General features: G+C 66.5%; 17 protein-coding genes. 4 read left to right on the top strand and 13 right to left on the bottom strand.

What is annotated here, in order from left to right:
- Positions 1-4 precede the first annotated feature (4 nt).
- Positions 5-427 (bottom strand): acyl-CoA transferase, encoded by a 423-nt coding sequence (locus A9O63_RS11160; RefSeq protein ID WP_069332000.1) that lies wholly within the window; start codon positions 425-427, stop codon positions 5-7.
- A 134-nt stretch (positions 428-561) separates the two neighbouring features.
- On the opposite strand from A9O63_RS11160, the gene A9O63_RS11165 reads away from it, so the two are divergent.
- Complete coding sequence (locus A9O63_RS11165; RefSeq protein WP_141703076.1) at positions 562-1,467, top strand: hypothetical protein; 906 nt, start codon at positions 562-564, stop codon at positions 1,465-1,467.
- Positions 1,468-1,499: 32 nt separating this feature from the next.
- On the opposite strand, the gene A9O63_RS11170 is transcribed toward A9O63_RS11165, so the two are convergent.
- The 10 genes from A9O63_RS11170 to A9O63_RS11215 all read right to left on the bottom strand — a co-directional run bounded on the left by A9O63_RS11170 (position 1,500) and on the right by A9O63_RS11215 (position 11,273).
- Complete coding sequence (locus A9O63_RS11170) at positions 1,500-2,117, bottom strand: DUF6441 family protein (RefSeq protein ID WP_069332002.1); 618 nt, start codon at positions 2,115-2,117, stop codon at positions 1,500-1,502.
- On the bottom strand, positions 2,114-2,437 hold the full coding sequence (locus A9O63_RS11175) for a head-tail joining protein (protein ID WP_069332003.1): 324 nt from the start codon (positions 2,435-2,437) through the stop codon (positions 2,114-2,116). The genes A9O63_RS11170 and A9O63_RS11175 overlap by 4 nt, the downstream gene beginning before the upstream one ends.
- On the bottom strand, positions 2,434-4,197 hold the full coding sequence (locus A9O63_RS11180) for a hypothetical protein (RefSeq protein WP_084295809.1): 1,764 nt from the start codon (positions 4,195-4,197) through the stop codon (positions 2,434-2,436). The genes A9O63_RS11175 and A9O63_RS11180 overlap by 4 nt, the downstream gene beginning before the upstream one ends.
- A gap of 7 nt (positions 4,198-4,204) precedes the next feature.
- Entirely contained in the window at positions 4,205-5,227 is a 1,023-nt protein-coding gene (locus A9O63_RS11185) for a major capsid protein (RefSeq protein ID WP_069332004.1), read from the bottom strand.
- Between the two features lie 25 nt (positions 5,228-5,252).
- On the bottom strand, positions 5,253-5,633 hold the full coding sequence (locus tag A9O63_RS11190) for a head decoration protein (RefSeq protein ID WP_069332005.1): 381 nt from the start codon (positions 5,631-5,633) through the stop codon (positions 5,253-5,255).
- Positions 5,634-5,707: 74 nt separating this feature from the next.
- Entirely contained in the window at positions 5,708-7,018 is a 1,311-nt protein-coding gene (locus A9O63_RS11195; RefSeq protein WP_069332006.1) for a S49 family peptidase, read from the bottom strand.
- Positions 7,018-8,529 (bottom strand): phage portal protein, encoded by a 1,512-nt coding sequence (locus A9O63_RS11200; protein WP_069332007.1) that lies wholly within the window; start codon positions 8,527-8,529, stop codon positions 7,018-7,020. The genes A9O63_RS11195 and A9O63_RS11200 overlap by 1 nt, the downstream gene beginning before the upstream one ends.
- Before the next feature lie 2 nt (positions 8,530-8,531).
- Positions 8,532-8,747, bottom strand: coding sequence for a phage head-tail joining protein (locus tag A9O63_RS11205; RefSeq protein WP_069332008.1), 216 nt, complete (start codon positions 8,745-8,747; stop codon positions 8,532-8,534).
- Positions 8,747-10,789, bottom strand: a complete 2,043-nt coding sequence (locus tag A9O63_RS11210; protein ID WP_069332009.1) for a phage terminase large subunit family protein — start codon at positions 10,787-10,789, stop codon at positions 8,747-8,749. Before A9O63_RS11210 ends, A9O63_RS11205 begins: the two co-directional genes overlap by 1 nt.
- Complete coding sequence (locus A9O63_RS11215) at positions 10,737-11,273, bottom strand: hypothetical protein (protein ID WP_069332041.1); 537 nt, start codon at positions 11,271-11,273, stop codon at positions 10,737-10,739. The genes A9O63_RS11210 and A9O63_RS11215 overlap by 53 nt, the downstream gene beginning before the upstream one ends.
- Before the next feature lie 134 nt (positions 11,274-11,407).
- Here A9O63_RS11215 and A9O63_RS11220 point away from each other — a divergent pair, with 134 nt between their 5' ends.
- The 3 genes from A9O63_RS11220 (at position 11,408) to A9O63_RS11230 (ending at position 12,623) form a co-directional block, all read left to right on the top strand.
- The gene (locus tag A9O63_RS11220; RefSeq protein ID WP_069332010.1) at positions 11,408-11,623 is read left to right on the top strand and encodes a hypothetical protein; all 216 of its coding nucleotides are present in this window, start codon (positions 11,408-11,410) and stop codon (positions 11,621-11,623) included.
- Between the two features lie 111 nt (positions 11,624-11,734).
- On the top strand, positions 11,735-11,944 hold the full coding sequence (locus A9O63_RS11225; protein WP_069332011.1) for a hypothetical protein: 210 nt from the start codon (positions 11,735-11,737) through the stop codon (positions 11,942-11,944).
- Between the two features lie 115 nt (positions 11,945-12,059).
- Entirely contained in the window at positions 12,060-12,623 is a 564-nt protein-coding gene (locus tag A9O63_RS11230) for a DUF3489 domain-containing protein (protein WP_069332012.1), read from the top strand.
- Between the two features lie 550 nt (positions 12,624-13,173).
- On the opposite strand, the gene A9O63_RS11235 is transcribed toward A9O63_RS11230, so the two are convergent.
- Entirely contained in the window at positions 13,174-14,493 is a 1,320-nt protein-coding gene (locus A9O63_RS11235; RefSeq protein ID WP_069332013.1) for a site-specific DNA-methyltransferase, read from the bottom strand.
- On the bottom strand, positions 14,490-15,752 hold the full coding sequence (locus tag A9O63_RS11240) for a site-specific DNA-methyltransferase (protein ID WP_069332014.1): 1,263 nt from the start codon (positions 15,750-15,752) through the stop codon (positions 14,490-14,492). Before A9O63_RS11240 ends, A9O63_RS11235 begins: the two co-directional genes overlap by 4 nt.
- Positions 15,753-16,060 lie beyond the last annotated feature (308 nt).

A 16,060-nucleotide genomic window follows, 5' to 3' on the forward strand; every position in this document is an offset into this window, starting at 1 on the left:
GGGTTTAGCCGAGCGGATCGGCGGTGGTGTACTGCAGAACGACCGTGATCACCGCCGCCTTCAGCGCCGCGGCGCCCTCGACAGGCAGATCGACCGGGCTCGGAGCCTCCGGTTCGACCCAGTCGCACAGGCCACCGAGCGTCCGGTCTGCGGCGAGCGCCGCGCCAATGGCGGCGATCAGATCGTCAAACGCGCTCGCCCGGCCGGGGCCCGCCTGAACGACGACCTCCAGCTCGGCGCGGTGCTGGTAGTGATAGCGCAGCGGCGAGAGCGTCACCTCAGGTTCACCCGGCTGTCCGTCGCGCAGGATGATCAGCCCGGCTGCAGGGATCCGTTCGGGCAGGACCTCGTCACGCAAGGTGAGGGCGGCAAGCTGCTGCAGCCGCGCGTGCAGCGCGGCGAGGACAAGTTCGCGGGTGGTGGGCATTTGCCACTCCAAGAATGTCAGATGTTCAGCGAAGGCTCCGGTCGAACCCGATAAACGTTATGGTGCTCATGCCTCAGCATGTTGACGGACTGGAGTGCTTCGGGTCTCCTAGGCTCAAAATGTGGAGTTCAACGATGATTGATGAACTAAAACGGTTCTTTGAGGATTACCCTCGTCAAGTCCTTCAGATGCGTGGTGTTAGCCCGGCTGATCTCCCCGCCGGTCTCATGGATCGCCTGCTGGATTATCGACATCGTCAGCTCGTCAACTTGGAAGATGCGCAGTACTTCCGGATCGACCCGGCTGCCTACTGGATGCTGACCAAGCTTATCTCCGAGATGAAGCGTGATGGGCTCGAAGAGCTTTACTCTCAGGTCATGCTTCCCTTTTCGACGATGATGATCGAGATCGCTGATAGTGAGCCAGATCAGGTGCTTACTGGTGTGGTTATTCAGATTGATGACGCAATTTTCACACAGCGTTTCATTTTGCGCAAAAACGATGTGGGCCCGAGTAACTGCGCAATAGTTTCAAGGGGGCTAAAGGCAGAGATAATTTACACCCCGACCCGTGAACTCTTTGACGCCGTCGGCTTACCCGTACCTGACGCCATGATTGAGGACGAGATTACTTGGAACAAGACGTTCCTCGCTTTGGCGGTCGCGATAGCCACTCTTCTGCGCCACGATGGCATGCTGAAAGTGGAAGAGGTGTCGCTCTACCCAAGGCAAACGAGGCGTCAAGCTGAACGATCCGGCAAATCGCTCCCAGATACCCTGATTTCAAAGATTACGCTTGGCAAAGCAGGTCGTGGCCAAGTGGAAGCGATGAAAGAGGATAACAAGGATGGGGTACGTCAAGGCATTCCCAGGAGAACTCATTGGGTTAGGGGGCATGCAATGCGCAGCAGATCGGGCCAGATTGTCTGGCGCATGCCTCATCTTCGAGGTGCAGGCCCAATGATCAAGCAGGTGCGGCACCTGACCGCCGAAGCGGTGACTGATACCGATGACACAAGTGACTTAACCAATGGCGGCTAAGCTGCTTGTAGCAGATATCCCCTTTGAGGAGTTTACCCCCCCCCCGCCACGATCCGCTCCTCCACCCCATCAATCGCCCGCTCCGCCTCCCGCGCGAGGTCAAGTCGCTTGCGGAGCTTGACTTGCGGCACGAGGAGGAACACCGGCATCGTCGCAAGCCCACGGCCGGTTTTCGAGCGGGATGCCACCGCGCGGCCCTTGCTGTTCAACCGCCCCTCGGCCACCAGAAGGCTCGGTCCGCTACGGCGATAGATGAAGCGCAGCCGCAGTCCGGTGCGGCGCTCCCATTCGCCGGGGGTGATGCGGCCGCCGCGGGTGGATTTGCCTGCGGCCGGGGTGGGGATCGCGAGCCAGAAGCCGTCTTTCGAGCGGATCAGCGGCCCCGTGTCATGCGCTCCGACGATCACCGGGGCGTTCGACCAGACGAGTGCCGCCGCGTTCAGGCTCGCGCTGCCCTTGGGATAGGTCGCAAGCCGGATCGAATTGCCAAGCCTTGTGCCGAGGCCCGCTTGCACGATCTGCCCACGCCAGGCGGATTTCAGGCCCGTGCCTGCCGCATGCATCGCCGCGCTCACCGTCTTTTCGCCCGCGCGGATTTCCTCCTGCATCAGCGCGACCAGGTCGGGGCGGAGCTCGAGTTTCAGCTTCATCGGGCCCCCTCCGGCCGCAGGTCCAGCTTCCAGATCAGCCGCTCGCGGTCGCGCAGCGGCTCGCCCTGGATCACGAACCGATCGGCGCCGATCACGATCAGATCGCCCGGGCGCGGCGCGGGGAGGTCGGCCACCCGCACGTCCACCACGGTCGTGTCGCTGACAAACCGCCCCGCGCCGAAGTCGGTGATCCGGTCGGGCGCACGGGCGATGACCCTGATCTGGCGCTCCTCCGCGGTGGCGGCCGTGATCCAGAGCGCGGGCGTCGCAAGGGAGGGATGCGCGAAGAGCCGATCCACGGCCGCGGCAAAGACAGTCACGGCGCGATGAAGCCCTGCGCATTCACATAGACCTGCGCGCCGGTGGTGATGCAGGCGACGTTCAACGCCGTGTTGGCCGTCGTGCGCAACGGATCGGCGAACTGATGGCTTTCCGAAAGCGTCATCGAAGCGGCAAGATGCCCGCGCCAGATCACCGTGGAGCCATCCTTCAGCACGACTTCCGTTGCCACCGTCCCCGCGTTCTTCAGTTGCAGCGCGGTCACGAACCGCCGCAGCCCGCCCCCGGCCGCTGCGCCCAGAACCACATCACTGGTGTTGGTGATCCCGCCCGCCGCGGCGGCAGAGCTCCATTCCAGTTCGGAGATCTGCCAGGGGCGCACCACCTGCACGCCCTGCACCGTGGTGATCAGATCGGCCACATCGCCGCTGGCGACGCTCGCATAGGCCGCCGTCACCGCGCGGGCGGCGACGATCACCGGGGCCGTCGAGCCGCGCGCGCCGTCATGGGCGACGGGGCCGACCGCCGTTGCCGTCACCACCGAGCCCGCGACCGTGCGCGCGGCAATCGCCTGTCCCTCGACGATCTGGCCGCGCCCGGCGGTGATTTCCGCGGTAAGCTCGGCATAGTCCTGGCAGTTGATGAAGGACATCTGCAGGCTGACCGCGGTCGGCGCAGCGGCGAGCGCAACCCGTCCCGAGCCTGCGACGTAGGATCCACCGAAGACCGTGCCCTGCAAGTCGATCTGGTTCGCGTCGATCACCGTCACGGTGAAGTTGCCGCGCGGCTCCGCCCCGGCATTCGTCACCCCGTTCAGATATTCGACCCAGACGAGGTTGCCGGTGGAAAACCCGTGCGCGGTGACGGTAAGCCGGATCACCCCGCCCGTGCCCGCAACCGCCCCGGTCACCGCCTTCCAGGCGGCATGGTTCAGGCTGCGCAGCCGCAGCTTGTAAAGCGCCGAAGGGTCGGGGATCTGCTGGTGGCGGACATAGGAATTGGCCCGCCCCGAAGTCGCATCGAGCGCACGGGAATGGACATAGGCCTCGTCCGAGAAGGGCTCGATCTCCAGAATGCTGGCGCTCGCGGTGGTGAGGATCGTCACCGTGGCACTTTCAAGCGGCGTCAGGCCCCCGTTCTGGCTGAAGTATCGCATCAGCGTGGCGGTGGTGCTGGCCGCGCCGCCGATATCGATGCCAAAGCAGTGCTTGCCATCGGGAAGGCCGCGGAGCGCATCGACCGAGACGGCTTCAAGGATCTGGTGGTTGTTCGCATGACGCGTGTTCACCACCCCGGCCATGGCGCGAAACGGGATGGTGAAGCTGTCCTTCAACAGAAGTTCGACGACCGCGCCCGCCGTGGTGCCCGAGGCGATGGTCAGCGTCCCGCCCGCGATGGTGGAGCTGGCGCCATCGGCCGCCGTGACCTGCCACAGATCGGCGAGCGGCCGGGTGAAGCTGTCGCGCATCTTCTTTTGCACCGACTTCACCTTGAGCATGTCGTCGAGCGCGTCATAGCCCGCAAGTTCCAGGGCGCCGCCGCTGCCGGTCAGAACGGCAATCACCACCGGCTCGGTCTCGGCGCGGGCATAGACGATGTCGCTCCGGCCAAGCCCGGTCAGGCACAGGGGCTCGATCCGGGCTGCGACATGGTCGGGCGTGCCGGGGGCGGGGAGCGCGGAGCCCACGTGCAGCCGGAAGGCGCCCACCCCGATCGGCGCGATCCGGCACTGCGCGACGCCCGTGGCAATCGCGGTGTAGGTGTCGGGGGAGAGGGTGAACTGCCGGGTCAGGCTGGGCATGGGGACCTCAGTTCGAGCTGTGGATCCGGACGGCGAGGCGCGGGCGCTTGTTCACCGGCAGGATCGAGGCTTCGGTCATCACGTCGATCCAGCGGCCCTTTTCGTCGAGATGCTGGCGGGCGTAGAGCGGCAGGCCGATGGTGTTGGCGGTCTCGAGCAGGTTCGCGGGGCCGCCATAGGTGGTGAAGGTGTCCATCGTGCCCAAGGGGAAGGCGATGCCCTCATTTGCCGGAACCAGCCGTTCGGGGACCTTGGTCGAGAGGGTCACGGTGCCGGAATATTCCTCGAAGAGGATGCCCCCGAAGGGGAAGTTGCGCCGCACATTCTCGCGCAGCGGCTGGGCGCCGGTGGCGGCGTAGAACTTGTAGGCATCTTCGGTCTTCGGATGCGCGATCAGCTTGTCGAAGAATTCGCGGCTGACGAGGGCATGGACCGAGGTCATCGCCTCGCCCAGAAGGTTGTCCTCGATGGCGCGCAGCACCTCGCGGACCTTGGCCTGCACGTTCGTGCCTGCGGTGCCCAGCACGAAGTCGACCGAGATTTGTGCCAGGCCAAATTCGGTGAAGTAGTTGTAGAGGGTGGTGCCCGCGCCGTCCTTCACGATGCCGCGCAGCGCGTTCATCTCCATGTATTCCCGCGTCTGGGCATGCTTGCGGCGCATCAGCAGGAGCTTGCGGTTCATCACTTCGACGAGCGGATCTGCCGCATCGAAGGCAGCGAGTGCAGGTTGCCCCTGGATGTCTGCGGGCAGGATCACGTCGTCATGCGGGATCCAGGGCAGGGCGAAGCTGCGCATCGAGCGGCCTTCCCGGTTGCCGACGGTGGCGGGGCCGCCAAGGGGGACGGAAGGCAGAAGGCTCAGGACGCCCTCGTATTGCTCGATGATGACCGCCCGCTGGCTGACCCCTTCGAAGCGGAAGAGGCCGATCTGGCCGAGGCGGGTGTAGAGGTTGGGCAGGATGTTGATGGCCTGCGTCATCTCGGCCAGCGAATAGCCGCCAGCGTCGAAGGGATTGCGCACGAGGGTCATGGGTTTGCTCCGGTGGTGAGGGGGATCAGACGCCGTCGCGGGCGATGATGCCGACGGCGGCGAGCTGGGTGAGCTTCGTGGTGATCTTCGTCGCGTCATCGACGCTGGCGTCATAGGCAAGGCCCGCACGCGAGACGATGGCCGGGCCGCGGGTGAGGACGACCCCAACGGCATCGGCGAGCGTCGCATCGACGGCATAAAGCAGCACGGCGGTCGCGACCTGCGCCCCGTCCGAGCCGCTCGCCGTCGCGAGCTTGTATTTGCCGTTCACGGTGATTTTGCCGAGCACCGATCCGACCGGATAGGGCATGCCCATCAAGAGCGTCACGGTCTCGCGGGTGTAGTTCGGGTTGACCTCGTATTTGAGGACATCGCCCATGCTGGGCGGATCCGTCAGGACGGGCATGGTTCAGTCTCCACGATGTTGGGGATGAGGGGCGCTGCGCGGTTGGGCGGGCGCGGAAGAGATCGGCTTCGGTATCAGTGCGAGGCGGCGGCCGACTTCCTCGCGGCAGCCACGATGGGGCTTTCCTTCGCGCCCGCGGCCGGGGCGGAGGCGATGATGCCCGCGGCATCGCTCCGCGCGGCGAGATCGGCCAGCACCTTGGCGCGCAGCGCTTCGGGCTTCACGCCTTTGGCGACGGCATCGGCGGCGTCGATCTGGATGCCAAGGCGCGCCGCCTGCGCGCAGACCTGCGCGACCTCGGCGGCTTCCGCCCGGATCGCTTCGGGCGACATCGCGGCCGCCGTGGTTTGCGGCGGTGCGATCGCCGCGGGCGAGGCCGGTTCCGGCGGGGTGCTGGCAGAAGGCTGCGCATCATCTTTGGGGGCAGTGGTCATCATCGGGCCCTTTCCCTTGGGGTTGGATTTGAGGGTGGCTGTGCCGCGGGGTGCGGCGGCGAAAGCGCGGAAGGCGGCAACCGGATCGGCCACCTCATCGGCGAGACCGGCGAAGACAGCCGCCTCACCACGGAACACGGCGGCCTCGGTGCCGAGCGCCCGAAGGGTGTCGAGGCGCCGCCCGCGACCCTCGGCGACGGTTTCGGCGAAGAGCTGGCGCAGGTCTTCCAACTCGCCCGCGATCCGGGCGCGGACGGACTCGGGCAGAGGCTGGTAGGGGTTCGCATCGACCTTGCGGGCGCCTGCGTGGATCAGCGTCACTGCGATGCCCTTCTGGTCGAGCGCCCCGCTCATGTCGCTGTGCATGGCCACAACGCCGATGCTGCCGACAGCGCCGGTGCGCGGCAGGATGATGCGGTCGGCCTGGGAGGCCAGCGCATAGGCCGCCGAGAGGGCGTGATCGGCGACGAAAGCTTGCACGGGCTTGACCTGACGCGCCGCGCGGATGCGGTCGGCGAGGTCGAAAGCACCGGCCACCTCGCCACCGAAGCTATCGATGTCGAGGGCAATGCCGCGAATGGCCGGATCGGCCAGCGCCGCCTGCAGCTGCGCCGCGATGCCCTCGTAGGAGGTCAGCCCCGAGGATTGGCCGATCCAGGCGCCGCGATGGACGAGCGTGCCCGCGATTTCGATGACCGCGATCCCGTCGACGACCGCGAAGGGCTGGCCGCCATTCCGCGCCTGACGGCTGGTCAGGTCGTCGCCAAAGAGCGAGGCGCGGGCGGGCAGGGTGGCGGCATCCCGATCTTCGGCGGCGATTTCCAGCCCTTCGATGCGGATGTCTCGCCCGGTGATCCGGGGCCCCAGCCCGGTCAGGAAAGCCAGCGCCTTGGCAGGATCGACCATCAACGGCGTGTTGAAGACCCGCTGCGCGATCTGGGTGTGGTGCATCATCCTTCCTCCGCGGGCTGGGGGTTTCGGTCCTCGCCGTCGTCTTCCTGATCACTGGCGTTCTGCTGATCTTGCTGCGGGCTTTCGGCGCCGCTCTGTCCTGTGCCGCCACCCGCCGCCTGCGCGGGCGATCCCGGCCGCCGGAAGTCAAGCCCGAGCTCCGCCTCGCGCTTGCGTTCGGCCGCGATTTCCCGGTCGACCTGTTCGGCGTCATAGCCGCGCTCGGCGATGGCCTGCGTGCGGGATTTGAGGCCCGCCTCGATCTGCAGGATCTCGGCCGCGGCATCCTTGGCGGGGTCGATCCAGTCCCATTTCGTCGGAAGCCAGTCACAGGCAAGGTATGCGCGCCGATCGATGGCAAAGCCGGGCAGATCGATGGCGCCCGCCAGCACCGCCATGTCCATCCAGCGCGTCCAGACGGCGCGGCAAAGCTGATAGACCATCACCGAATGCTGGAAGGCGGAGATGCGGCGGCGAAAGTCGACGAGCGCGATCCGCGTGTTCGAGAAGTTCCCCTTCGCCGTGTCGCCGGTCAGATAGCCATAGGGAACGCCCAGCGCGGCGCCGATCTGCAGGAGCGTGCGGTACTGGAACGGTTCATAGGTGGACCCGGAATCCGGCGTCGAAGGGGTGGTGACATCCTCGCCGGGATCGAGCCGCACCACCTGGCCCGGTTCCACCTCCAGATCGTCCTCTGCCGGATCGAGGGCGGTTTCCGGCGCGGGGGAGGTGATGAACATCGCGAACATCGCCGCGGTCTTCTTCCGCTCCAGTTCGGCATCGTCGTAGAGGTCGAGGGTAAACAGCTTCACTACGGCCGCGGCGAAGCGCGATACGCCCCGCAGCTGGCCCGCCTCGACCGGGTCGAGGATGTGGATCACTTCGGACGCGGGCACGCGCACCGTTTCTCCGGCCAGCCCGGGATCGGTACTGTCGCCCGGATGGCGTCGCAGGAAGTGGTAGGCGACGCGGCGGCCGATCCCATCAAACTCGATGCCCTGCCGGATCGACCCCGCCCCGGGCAGGACGCGGGTCATGTCCTGGGGCAGCATTTCCGAGGGCAGCATCTGCAACTGCATCGGCACGGTCAGCCCGTCTTCCGCCCGCCGCGTGCGGATGCGCAGGAAGACCTCGCCTGCCAGAAACACCTCGCGCGCGGCGCGGCGCTGCAGCCCGAAGAAGTCCGTCAGCCCCTCAGCATCAGCCTCGTCCGTCCAGGCGAGCCAGAGCTTCTGCAACTCCTCCTTCTTTGCCGCATCCGCGATCTTCGACGAGGGCTTGATGCCGTCACCGACGACGTGATTGGCGAAGGCATCGACCGCGTTCGCCGCATAGCCGTTGTTGCGCACGAGCCAGCGCGCCCGGGCGGTGATGGTTTCGCCCGAGGCCGCAATCAGCGTGTTCACATGCGCCCGCGTGGCACGGAACCCACGCATCCGGCGGTGGTACTGCGCCGCGTCAAACCCGCCGATGATGGACCCGAGCCGCGCGCGGAAGGCATCGAGCACCATGGTCACAGACCCTTCGTGGCGATGGTGCCCCAGCGGCGGCGACGGGCAGATGTGCCGCTTGCCGCTGCGATCCGCCCCTCAAGATCCCTGATCGCCGCCGCCAGTTCGGCATCCGAGCCGTAGGTCACGGTCTTGCCGTCGTAGCTGACGCTGCGCAGCCCGGCGAAGCGGGCTTCCTGCAGAGCCGTGAGCAGGGTCTGCATGCGTTCAAGGTCCATCAGTCCCTCATGAAGTTCGGGGTGTAGGCCCGCCGTCTCCGGCGCGGCGTGGTCAGGGTTCCGGCCTTGGGTTGGGCCGGATCGGGTGGTGCGCTTTCCGTCGCGACCGCCGCAGGCATGCGCGTTTCCACGCCCGCCTGTGCCTCGAGCCGCCGCCAGGTGGCCTCGTCCCAACGGTCGGCACCGAGGATCCACGCGGCGGCGCGGGCATAGACCCGGCAATCGAGCGCCTCGTTCCGTTCGCGCATCTTCTGCCATTCCTGATGGGCATAGCCGCGCTTGTTGCGGATGGTGACCAGCTGTTCGGCCACCAGCTGCTTCAGCCATTCGGTGTCGGCCCAGCCGGGCAGGTGGATCGTGCCGGGGGCATCCAACACCCCTGTGGCCCGTTCCTCGTCGGAGGGTCGCTCGATCCGCAGGAAGCGGTAGGTCTCCGCTTTGAAGGTCGCCGTGGCCACCGACCAAAGCCGCGCGCCGCGGCGCAGGCGTTTGCCGCCGATGGTGGCGTCGACAAAGGTCGGGCCCGAGACAGGCGCGGCGCGGTTGAAGCCCTCAAGCCCCTTCAGCGGCGCGACCTGTTCGAAGCCCACCTTGCGCGACCAGGCATAGACCGCCGCGGCCTCATAGCCGGTGTCGATGCCGAACCGCGCCACGGTCATGAAGGCGCCGTTCGCATGCTGCCAAGACCGGCATAGGAGCGCAGTCAGCTTGTCCCATGCGGCGGGATCGTCTGGCCCGCCCGGAATGACGATGTGATCGACGAGCCAGCTTTCCAGACCCCGGCCCCAGGCCCAGATGTCGACCTCGATCCGGTCTTTCTGGACGTCCGCCCCGGCGGTCAGGAACAGCCCCGCCATCGGCACCATGCCCACCTTCCAGGCCTCGCGCCGATCCGCCAGCCGCTGCCATTCCGGCGCGTCGCCCGACTCGACCCATGTCTCGCCCAAGAGCGTGTTCCGCGCGGCGCGCAGCATTTCTTCTGAGCCCTGCGCCGCCAGCCATTCCCGCGCGACGTCGGCCCAGCTCTTCCAGCCAAGCGGCGAATAGAGCGCCGAGAGGTGGAAGCCGATGGCCTTCGGATCGGTCGCAACCGCCGTCGCCCGCCATTCGCCCTTGGCCAGCATCTCGGTCTTGTGGTGCTCGGCGATGGGGCGTTCGCAGCCCTCGCAATGGTACGCCGCGGTCTCGGGTTTCCCCTTCGCCCAGCGCAGCCGGTCGAATTGCAGCCATTGCATGGTGCCACAGTGGGGGCAGGGCACGAAGTAACGCCTCTGGTCGGACGCCTCGAACTCGCGCTCGATCCGGCTCAGCCCCCGGATCGTCGGCGTCGAGACCATGAACACCTTGCGCCGGTGCGCGAAGGTGGTGGTCCGGGCCTCGGCCAGCGTGACCGGATCGCCTTCCTCGTCGGCCGAGGCCGGATAGGCATCGACCTCGTCGAGGAAGACATAGCGCGCGGGCATCGACCGCAGCCCGGTCGCTGAATTCGCGCCGGTCAGCACCAGGATGCCGCCGGGGAATTCCTTCGACAGCATCGAGTTCCCGGCGTCTCGCGACCGGGCAGGGCTGACCCGTTCCCGCAGCGCCGGGCTTTCCGCGATCAGCGGGTCGATCCGGCCGCGCGAGGACCGCTTTGCCATCTCGACCGTCGGCAGCACCGCCAGCATCGGCCCCGGCGCGTGGTGGATGACGAAGCCGATCCAGTTGTTGCCCGCTTCCGTGGCGCCCACCTGCGCCGCCTTCATGAAGCTGATGCGCTGCGCCGGATGGCCAGGCGAGAGCGCATCCATGATGGCGCGCAGATAGGGCGTGCGCGCGGTGCGATACCGCCCCGGCTCGGCCGAGGCGCGCGAGCCGAGCCAGCGATGCGCATCCGCCCATTCCGACACCGTCAGGTTCGGATCGGGGCGCAACCCCTGCCGCCAGACCCGGAGCAGATCCTCGGCACCGTCGAAGCCGAGGTCGAGACCCTCTGTCAGGTCGTTGTCGTCATCCGAGCGAGACCCGAAGATCGGCGAGGGCGTCGAGCTGCTCTCTGACATGGGCTTCCAGCACCCTCTGCAGGATCGCGGTCTCGATCGTCACCGATGCCCCGGATTGTCGTTCCACCTCCGCCATGATTTGCGCCGCCATCAGCGCCGCCACCCGTCCGGGCCAGGTCACCCAGGCGTCGCGCTCCTGCCGCGCGAGGCGAAACACCAGCGTTTCTGCCCGCGCGCGGTCGACGAGCGCACCCTTCTTCTTCTGCACGGCCAGCTGGCGCTCCTGCGCCGCGTAGACGGTGAGCGCCGTGCGCGCCTTGATATAGGAGGCGGTTTCGCCAAGCCCGCCCGGTGCCGCGTCTCCGCCCAAAGATCGACGCTGCTGGTCCGGATCCGTCATCTCGGCCCGCCGCACATCCGAGGCAGCGGCATTGATCGACCCGTCGTCATAAACCACCAGCCGCCCGTTCTTGCGCGCCTTCTGCACACCGCCGCGCGAGAGGCCGGAATGCGCCACATACTCGCGTTCGCTCATGCCCTTCATGGCGCCGTGATGCCTATCAAGATATTGAAGATAAAGGGGAAAATACAATCATTCCCGTTGATTGTCTTCCCCTCCGGAGCGATTCTGTTGTCCAACAACAGGCCGCATCGCGCCGATCCCAGGAGGGCTTCACCATGACCACGACCACCATCCGCATCGACTATTCCGCCTTTCCCGAGGGGTTCGATCTGAGCCGCCCGGACGCCATTGCCGAGGTCATCGAGCAGGCACTGCGCGAGAGCGGGATCCCGGCCGAGGCCTCCGACGTCCTGTCGCACCTGAAGATCGAACTGCCGACCGCCCAGCTTGGCGCTGCCAGCCGCACGCTGGCGGAGATGCGGCTGATCTGACCGGAATGATCAGAAAGCACTGATATTGCTGCGATTTGCCTACGATCATTCGCCCGACAGAGCGATGGTGTTGGCACCGGAACGATGCAACTCACCGAAGGATGCCCCGCCATGACCGCCCGCCGCGCCGTCGACAACTCCAAGGCCCTCGACGCCTTCATCGCCGCCAAGGCCGAGATCGACATGATGCTGGAGCGCCTGAAGGCCCTCAGCGACGACCATTTCGAGACCCACCCCGACGAGATCCATTGGGGCCATGTCGGCACGCTGAAGCACTACGCGGGCCTGCTGCGCCAGATCAGCGACAGCGCCTTCAAGTAAGGCGAACACGCCGCCTGACGCGCCCACAACGCGCGACGGCCGCCCCGCCCGGCAGCGCGGGGCTTGCCTCCGTAGAAGGCGCGCACAGCTCGCGCCCAAGCGCCCGGAGGCCCCGATGACCACCCCGTCCGACACCCAATCCCTGATCCTGTCCCGCGCCGCGACCCGGCCGGGGAACCTCGCCCTGCCGCTGCCCGAAGGGCTGGTCGGCGCCGCCGCCAAGATGGTGGTCGGCAAGATGATCGCCTGCGGCTGGCTCGAAGAGGTCGAGGCCAACCTTCGCCGTAGCGAGCCGATGTGGCGCGAGACCGGCGACGGCCACAGCACCACGCTGATCGCCACAGAGGCTGGGCTGGAGGCCATCGGGATCGAGCCGGTGGTGGCCAGCGCCGTCGCCAGCGTGCGGAAGGCGAAGCCCAAGGCGGAACCCGCGGAAACGCCCGACGACACCGCCACCGCGAAAACCGTCACCGTCCGCGCTGGCACCAAGCAGGCGCAGATCATCGCCATGCTCCAGCGGCCCGAGGGCGCAACGGTCGCCGAGATGGTCGAAGCCACCGGATGGTTGGCGCACACGGTCAGGGGCTCGATCTCTGGTGCCCTGAAGAAAAAGCTGGGTCTGCCCATCGCCGCGGAGAAGGTCGAGGGCAGGGGGACGGTCTATTTGCTTCATGGGTGAACCGAAGAGTGGGACCCAAAAGCCGTTCGTTAGGTGATAATTATCGACAGCGAACGGTAGGAATTAATCAAAGCCCCGGCATTGCTGCCGGGGCTTCATATTGGTGCGGGGTGGCGGATTCGAACCGCCCGGCGGCTTCCGGCCTTGGACCTAAGGGTCTGCCCTCGATATGTCGTTTGTCGTGGTACTCAATCGTTTCCATGGCCCCGCAGCGCCGCCAGAGTATCCAGTCCAGTTTTCAACGTAGTCTTCACAATTTTCATCATGATGCCTCCCAGATGCGAGTTGATGGTCAGAAACCAGTCAAAGCAGAGCCAGAAAACGACGAGCCACGAGACGACATCCCCGAAGGAGATACCCAAGGTCACCAGAGCCGAACCTTGAATTTCGTTGTTCTAGAATGGGAGTTTCGGTCTGGGTTTTCAAGGCCATCTCGTACACCGTCGGTCAGTTGGCGCGATCAGTCCCGACACGGTCAACCTCAAGACAAGCAGTCCTGGACGGTCTGCCTAGGGCAATTGAACCAATGAGGCGAACTGTACTAGCGTGTCTATCGCTCCGCTTTCCGCCCCGTCGCCATCTCCCACCGTCGCACGGCGACGTCGCAATAGACCGGGTCCAGCTCCACCGCGCAGCATCGTCGCCCAGTGCGTTCGGCGGCGATCAGCTGGGTGCCTGAACCGCAGAAGGGCTCGAACACCAGGTCGCCGGGGTCGGAGAAGGCTTCCAGCACCGCCTCGACCAGCGCCACCGGGAAGACAGCCGGGTGCGATCCCGCCGCGCCCAGCCCGCCCTTGTGGCGCATGATGCGGAAGACGCTGTCGGGGATGCGGTGGCTCTGGATCGCGTTGCCGGTGCCGGTCTTGCGGTGGACAGTGCCGTCGGCCCCGCGCAACCCGCCTCCGCCAAGGGTTTCGCCCGCGTGCTTGCTCTCCACCGTCTTGTTCGGCTTTCGCGGGTGGCGGTTAAAGTGGAAGATGAACTCGTGCGACGGGGCGAGGCGGCCGTTCCAGTCACCCGGTAGGCCCGGTCCTTGGTCCCAGACATACCAGCCGAAGCGCCGCCAGCCCTGCGCGCGCATCCAGTCGACCCAGCCGTCCCAGTAGGGAATCCACTCGCCATCGCGATGGACGAGGCCGAGGTTGACCAGCAGCTGGGCATCGGCGGTGACGGGGGCCGCGGCGAAGACGCCCTGCATCAGCGCATCCCAGTCGCCGACCTTCTCCTTCGCCGCGCCATAGTCGCGCTGCTGGGCGTAGGGCGGGGAGGTGAACATCAGCGCCGCCTGCGCCCCGTCCATCAGCCGCGCCACCACGGCCGGGTCGGTCGCATCGCCGCAGATCAGGCGATGATCGCCCAGCGCCCAGATATCGCCGGGGCGGGTGATCGGATCGGCCGGGGCCTCGGGGATGGTGTCGGCGGTGTCATCGTCGATGGACGCACGGTCGTCGGCATCGTGCAGCAGCGCGTCCAGTTCATCCTCGGGGATCCCGATCAGCCCGAGGTCGAAGTCCTCGGCCATCAGGCCCCGCAGTTCCTCGAGCAGGAGTGCCTCGTCCCACCCGCCCAGTTCGGTCAGCTTGTTGTCGGCGATGCGATAGGCACGGCGCTGTGCCTCGGTCAGATGGCCCAGCACGATCACCGGCGCCTCGGCCAGCCCCAGCTTTGCCGCCGCCAGGACGCGGCCGTGGCCCGCGATCAACTCGCCATCGGCAGCGACGAGGCAGGGGACGGTCCAGCCAAACTCGGCCATGCTGGCGGCGATCTTCGCTACCTGGTCGGCATCATGGGTCTTGGCGTTACGCGCGTAGGGGCGGAGGCGGGCCAGCGGCCACTGCTCGATCCTGCCGGGTAGGAGGGGCACATTCATGCCGCGAGCCGCTTGGCTTTCAGGGCGGCGAAGGTTTCGCCGGTTTCCGCCAGCACCGCCTCTTGGCCGGTGAAGGATTGCCAGCGCTCGATGGCCACATCGACATAGGCCGGGTTCAACTCAATCCCGAAGCACACCCGCCCGGTGGTTTCGGCTGCGATCAGCGTGGTGCCAGATCCCATGAAGGGCTCATAGACCGCTTGGCCGGGGCTGGAATTGTTCAGGATTGGCCGCCGCATGCATTCGACCGGCTTCTGCGTGCCATGCACGGTGTCGGCATCTTGATCCCGGTTGGCGATCTGCCACAGCGTGGTCTGCTTGCGGTCTCCGGCCCAATGACCCTTTCCCTTGGCGCGCACCGCATACCAGCAGGGTTCATGCTGCCAGTGGTAATCGCCGCGGCTGAGCACCAGCCGGTCCTTCGCCCAGATGATCTGCGACCGGATGGCGAAGCTCGCCGCCACCAGGCTATCCGCCACGGTCCCCGCATGCAGCGCGCCATGCCAGACATAGGCGACGTCACCAGGGAACAGCGCCCAAGCATCGCGCCAGTCGGCGCGGTCGTCGTTCAGCACCTTGCCGGTGCGTTTCGTCTTCGCGGCCCCCGCGGCATTGCGCCAGGAGGGATCGTATTCGACGCCATAGGGCGGGTCGGTGACCATCAGCAATGGGCGCAGATCACCGAGCAGCCGCCCCACGACATCGGCCGCAGTGCTGTCGCCGCAGATCAGCCGATGCGCGCCCAGCTGCCAGAGATCGCCCGGCACCGACACCGGTGACACCGGCAGTTCCGGAACATCGTCCTCGCCCTCGACCGGACCATCGCCGCCCAGCGCCTCCGGATCCCGCAATAGCGCGTCGAGGTCATCGTCGCTGATGCCGAGCAGGGTCAGGTCGAAATCCTCGGCCAAGAGCCCCGCGATCTCGTCGCGCAGCATCGCCTCGTCCCATTCGCCCAGTTCCGTCAGCTTGTTGTCGGCGATCCGGTAGGCCCGGCGCTCGGCCTCGTCGAGGTGGCTGAGCCGGATCACCGGCACCTCGGTCAGCCCGAGCATGGTCGCGGCCAGCACGCGACCATGGCCCGCGATCAGTTCGCCGTCGTCGGCCACCATGCAGGGCACGGTCCAGCCGAACTTGGCCATGCTGGCGGCGATCTTCGCCACCTGGTCGTCGCCGTGCATCTTGGCATTGCGGGCATAGGGGCGCAGCCGGGCAATCGGCCAAGATTCAACCTGGCTCGGCGCGAAGACGAGGTCCATGGGGTGGGGCTCGGGATGTGGGGGAGGAAAATGAAAAGCGCCCGCGAGGGGGTTCCTCCGGGCGCAATTCTTCGATGATCAAGAGGTAGGTCAATGGGGGCACATCTGTCAACCGAAAAAGTAACGCGGATTCAACGGCTTCTCAGGAATTGGCTTTCCGGGTGGCTTCCCGCCAACTGGCTTCCCCGAAGGTGGCTTCCCTGGCTTCCCGCCGGGAATCCACCACGGCCAGATCGTGATTCTGCAAGCCGCTGATCTGACTCAGGAATTCCGGCTACGGGTCGCAAGGTGGCTTCCGCCTGGCTTCC

The organism is Cereibacter johrii (genome assembly GCF_001720585.1).
GTDB lineage: Bacteria > Pseudomonadota > Alphaproteobacteria > Rhodobacterales > Rhodobacteraceae > Cereibacter_A > Cereibacter_A johrii.

Excerpts from the sequence above, each read along its gene's own strand:
- A9O63_RS11160 (WP_069332000.1), bottom strand. The coding sequence starts at position 427 with ATGCCCACCACCCGCGAACTTGTCCTCGCCGCGCTGCACGCGCGGCTG.
- A9O63_RS11165 (WP_141703076.1), top strand. The coding sequence starts at position 562 with ATGATTGATGAACTAAAACGGTTCTTTGAGGATTACCCTCGTCAAGTC.
- A9O63_RS11170 (WP_069332002.1), bottom strand. The coding sequence starts at position 2,117 with ATGAAGCTGAAACTCGAGCTCCGCCCCGACCTGGTCGCGCTGATGCAG.
- A9O63_RS11180 (WP_084295809.1), bottom strand. The coding sequence starts at position 4,197 with ATGCCCAGCCTGACCCGGCAGTTCACCCTCTCCCCCGACACCTACACC.
- A9O63_RS11185 (WP_069332004.1), bottom strand. The coding sequence starts at position 5,227 with ATGACCCTCGTGCGCAATCCCTTCGACGCTGGCGGCTATTCGCTGGCC.
- A9O63_RS11190 (WP_069332005.1), bottom strand. The coding sequence starts at position 5,633 with ATGCCCGTCCTGACGGATCCGCCCAGCATGGGCGATGTCCTCAAATAC.
- A9O63_RS11195 (WP_069332006.1), bottom strand. The coding sequence starts at position 7,018 with ATGCACCACACCCAGATCGCGCAGCGGGTCTTCAACACGCCGTTGATG.
- A9O63_RS11200 (WP_069332007.1), bottom strand. The coding sequence starts at position 8,529 with ATGGTGCTCGATGCCTTCCGCGCGCGGCTCGGGTCCATCATCGGCGGG.
- A9O63_RS11205 (WP_069332008.1), bottom strand. The coding sequence starts at position 8,747 with ATGGACCTTGAACGCATGCAGACCCTGCTCACGGCTCTGCAGGAAGCC.
- A9O63_RS11210 (WP_069332009.1), bottom strand. The coding sequence starts at position 10,789 with ATGTCAGAGAGCAGCTCGACGCCCTCGCCGATCTTCGGGTCTCGCTCG.
- A9O63_RS11215 (WP_069332041.1), bottom strand. The coding sequence starts at position 11,273 with ATGAAGGGCATGAGCGAACGCGAGTATGTGGCGCATTCCGGCCTCTCG.
- A9O63_RS11220 (WP_069332010.1), top strand. The coding sequence starts at position 11,408 with ATGACCACGACCACCATCCGCATCGACTATTCCGCCTTTCCCGAGGGG.
- A9O63_RS11225 (WP_069332011.1), top strand. The coding sequence starts at position 11,735 with ATGACCGCCCGCCGCGCCGTCGACAACTCCAAGGCCCTCGACGCCTTC.
- A9O63_RS11230 (WP_069332012.1), top strand. The coding sequence starts at position 12,060 with ATGACCACCCCGTCCGACACCCAATCCCTGATCCTGTCCCGCGCCGCG.
- A9O63_RS11235 (WP_069332013.1), bottom strand. The coding sequence starts at position 14,493 with ATGAATGTGCCCCTCCTACCCGGCAGGATCGAGCAGTGGCCGCTGGCC.
- A9O63_RS11240 (WP_069332014.1), bottom strand. The coding sequence starts at position 15,752 with ATGGACCTCGTCTTCGCGCCGAGCCAGGTTGAATCTTGGCCGATTGCC.